This window comes from Streptomyces pathocidini (assembly GCF_001418495.1).
GTDB classification, from domain to species: domain Bacteria; phylum Actinomycetota; class Actinomycetes; order Streptomycetales; family Streptomycetaceae; genus Streptomyces; species Streptomyces pathocidini.
Window position 1 is genome coordinate 1 of the sequence record NZ_LIQY01000391.1, and the last position, 3445, is coordinate 3445.

At 70.0% G+C, this 3445-nt stretch carries 5 protein-coding genes; all 5 read left to right on the forward strand.

Annotation, left to right across the window (positions count from 1 at the left end):
* Window positions 1–122: 122 nt before the first annotated feature.
* Complete coding sequence (locus AOK16_RS18455) at window positions 123–1052, forward strand: dihydrodipicolinate synthase family protein (RefSeq protein WP_055473337.1); 930 nt, start codon at window positions 123–125, stop codon at window positions 1050–1052.
* Window positions 1052–2053 carry a proline racemase family protein gene (locus AOK16_RS18460; protein ID WP_055473338.1) on the forward strand — a complete coding sequence of 334 codons (1002 nt, stop codon included), beginning with the start codon at window positions 1052–1054 and terminating at the stop codon, window positions 2051–2053. The genes AOK16_RS18455 and AOK16_RS18460 overlap by 1 nt, the downstream gene beginning before the upstream one ends.
* Before the next feature lie 54 nt (window positions 2054–2107).
* Window positions 2108–2410, forward strand: coding sequence for an ArsR/SmtB family transcription factor (locus AOK16_RS18465; protein WP_055473339.1), 303 nt, complete (start codon window positions 2108–2110; stop codon window positions 2408–2410).
* Window positions 2407–2799, forward strand: a complete 393-nt coding sequence (locus tag AOK16_RS18470) for a VOC family protein (RefSeq protein WP_055473340.1) — start codon at window positions 2407–2409, stop codon at window positions 2797–2799. Before AOK16_RS18465 ends, AOK16_RS18470 begins: the two co-directional genes overlap by 4 nt.
* A gap of 78 nt (window positions 2800–2877) precedes the next feature.
* On the forward strand, window positions 2878–3445 hold a 568-nt coding region (locus AOK16_RS18475), incomplete at its 3' end, for a DinB family protein (RefSeq protein WP_079101529.1).

A 3445-nucleotide genomic window follows, 5' to 3' on the forward strand; every position in this document is an offset into this window, starting at 1 on the left:
GCCCAGGACCCACCGAATCCCCTGCCCAGGACCCCACCCCTGGCCACTCCCGGGATTCCCACTACGCACAGCGTCCGACCTCCTGACAAGTGGTCCAACTCCTCGACAAAGGAGCAGAGTTCATGAGCGGTACGAAGAAGCAGACCCTCTCTCTCGGCGGCGTGGTCGTGGCCACTGCCCTCCCGTACTACGAGGACGCCTCCGCCCCGGCAGGCCTGGCCGTCGACTACGACAAGTACGCCGAGCACTGCCGCTGGCTGGTGGCGAACGGCTGCCGCGGCATCGGCCCGAACGGCTCGCTGGGCGAGTACTCGTCGCTGACCGACGAGGAGCGCCGCAAGGTGGCCCGTACCGCGATCGAGGCGGTCGGCGACTCGGGCGTGGTGGTCGTCGGAGTGCACGGCGTCGGTTCGCACCAGGCCAAACACTGGGCCGAGGTGGCGGCGGAGGACGGCGCCGACGGGCTGCTGTGCCTGCCGCCGACCATGTACCGCGCCAACCGCGGAGAGGTCCTCGCCCACTTCGAGGCCGTGGCCTCGGTCGGCCTGCCGGTGATGGTCTACAACAACCCCATCGACACCAAGGTCGACCTGACCCCGGACCTGGTCGCGGAGATCGCCCGGATCGACAACATCGTCGCGATCAAGGAGTTCTCCGGCGACGTCCGCCGCGTGCTGGAGATCAAGGAGCAGGCGCCCGGCCTGGAGGTCATCAGCGGCGCCGACGACGTCGTCCTGGAGAGCCTGCTGATGGGCGCCACCGGCTGGTTCGCGGGCTTCCCGAACGTCTTCCCCGCCGAGTCGGCCCGGCTGTACGACCTGGCCACGGCCGGCAAGCTGGAGGAGGCCCGCGCACTGTACGAGCCGCTGGTCGCCGCGTTCCGCTGGGACTCGCGTACCGAGTTCGTCCAGGCCATCAAGCTCGGCATGGAAGAAGTGGGCCGGTTCGGCGGCCCCTGCCGCCCGCCGCGCGGGCCGCTCACCGAGCGGATGCGCGAGCAGGTCCGGGCCGACATGGCCCGCGCCATCGCGTCCCTGGAGAAGTCCGCCTGATGAGGTCCATCCGCACGATCAGCGTCGTCGACTCCCACACCGAGGGCATGCCCACCCGCGTCGTCACCGGTGGGGTGGGCCCGATCTCCGGCGACTCCATGGCCGAGCGCCGCCGCCATGCCGTGGAACACCTGGACGGGCTGCGCCGGTTCCTGGTCGACGAACCGCGCGGGCATTCCGCGATGAGCGGTGCGATCCTCCAGCCGCCGACCCGCTTGGACGCCGACTGGGGCGTGCTCTACATCGAGGTCAGTGGGTTCCTGCCGATGTGCGGCCACGGCACCATCGGTGTGGCCACCGTCCTGGTGGAAACCGGGATGGTCCCGGTCACCGAACCGGAGACCACGGTCCGGCTCGACACGCCCGCCGGGCTGGTCGAGGCCCGGGTGGCGGTCCGCGACGGCCGCGCGGAGAAGGTCACGTTGCGCAATGTGGACGCCTTCGCACTCGATCTCGACGCGACCGTGGAGGTGCCGGGTCTCGGCGAGGTCCGCTACGACATGGCGTACGGCGGGAACTTCTACGCCATCGTCGAACTGGACGGGATCGGGCTGCCGTTCGATCGGGCGCGCAAGGAGGAGATCCTTGCCGCCGGGCTGTCGATCATGCGGGTGGTCAACGAGCGGAACCGGCCGGTCCACCCGGTCGACCCGCTGATCGGCGGCTGCAAGCACGTGCAGTTCCTGGCCCCGGACTCCACCGCGCGGCACTCGCGCAACGCCATGGCCATCCACCCAGGCTGGTTCGACCGCTCGCCGTGCGGCACCGGCACCTCGGCCCGGATGGCCCAGCTGCATGCCCGCGGGGCGCTGCCGCTGAACACCGACTTCGTCAACGAGTCGTTCATCGGTACGAAGTTCACCGGTCGGCTGCTGGAGACCGCCGAGGTCGGCGGAGTGCCCGCCGTCGTCCCCGAGTTCTCCGGCCGGGCCTGGATCACCGCCACGGCGAACCATCTGCTCGACCCGAGCGACCCGTTCCCGCACGGGTTCGTGCTGTAGGCACGCCCGCGCCTCGACTTGATAGGCAAGCTTGTAGTTGCCTATGCTCTGGTTGTGGCCGACGACCTTTTCAAAGCCTTGGCCGACCCCACCCGTCGCACGATCCTCGACGAGCTCAGTGAGAAGTCCGGGCAGACGCTGTTCGAGATCTGCTCGCGGCTGAGCATGAAGCACCGGCTCGGCATCTCGCGCCAGGGGGTCTCCCAGCACCTCGCCGTGCTGGAGGCCGCCGGGCTCGTCCAGACCAGGCGAGAGGGCCGCTACAAGTTCCACGACCTGAACACGGCCCCGCTGCGGCGGATCGCCGAGCGATGGCTCGTACCCGACTCGTCCGGACCGGAGGAGAACACCTCATGAAGATCCATCTGACCAGCGTCTTCGTAGACGACCAGGCCAAGGCCGAGCGCTTCTACACCGAGATTCTCGGCTTCGTGAAGAAGCACGACGTCCCGGTGGGGGAGAAGGACCGGTGGCTGACCGTCGTCTCGCCCGAGGACCCGGACGGCACCGAACTCCTTCTGGAGCCCCTCGGCCACCCGGCCGCCAGGACCTACCGCGACACGCTCGTCGAGGACGGCATCCCGCTCGCCCAGTTCGCCGTCGACGACGTGCGGGCGGAGTACGAGCGTCTGCGCGGCCTCGGTGTCGTCTTCACCCAGGAGCCCCTGGAGATGGGCCCCGTCACCACCGCCGTCTTCGACGACACCTGCGGCAACCTGATCCAGATCGCGACCCAGCCGCGGTAGGCGGTCCCCCGCCGGTGCGGCCCTCGCCTCCACGGTGCGCCGAAACTCACTGGCGGAGTCGGGCTGTTGGGGACGAACATGGGTCGCATGAGTGACCAACCCGCACGATGGACCCGGGCGACCGTCTACCCCGACATGTGGGTCGACCCGGACGACGACCCGCGTGACCGCGACGGAGTCGGGCCCGACGGCGAGCTCGCGACGCTGCTGGAGTTCCTCACGGACTACCGCACCACCCTGCGGATGAAGTGCGAGGGCCTGGACGCGGAGCAGCTGGCCCGCCGGTCGGTTCCGCCGTCGACGATGTCGCTGCTCGGCCTGGTGCGGCACCTCGCCGAGGTGGAGCGGGACTGGCGCAACTGGATCAGCGACGCCGACCCGCTGCCGAAGCTGTACGGCGCGCGGGACGCGGACTTCGACGGAGCCGTCGCCGAACAGGCCGTGGTCGACGCCGCGTACGCCGATCTGGAGCGCGAACAGGCCACGACTGACGCGGCGTTGGCCGCGCACTCGGACCTCGGTGAGCGTCTGGGCAAGGACGGGACCTCGGTCCGCGAGCTGCTGGTCCACCGTATCGAGGAGTACGCCCGCCACTGCGGCCACGCGGACCTGCTGCGCGAGTGCGTCGACGGGAGGGTGGGGCAGT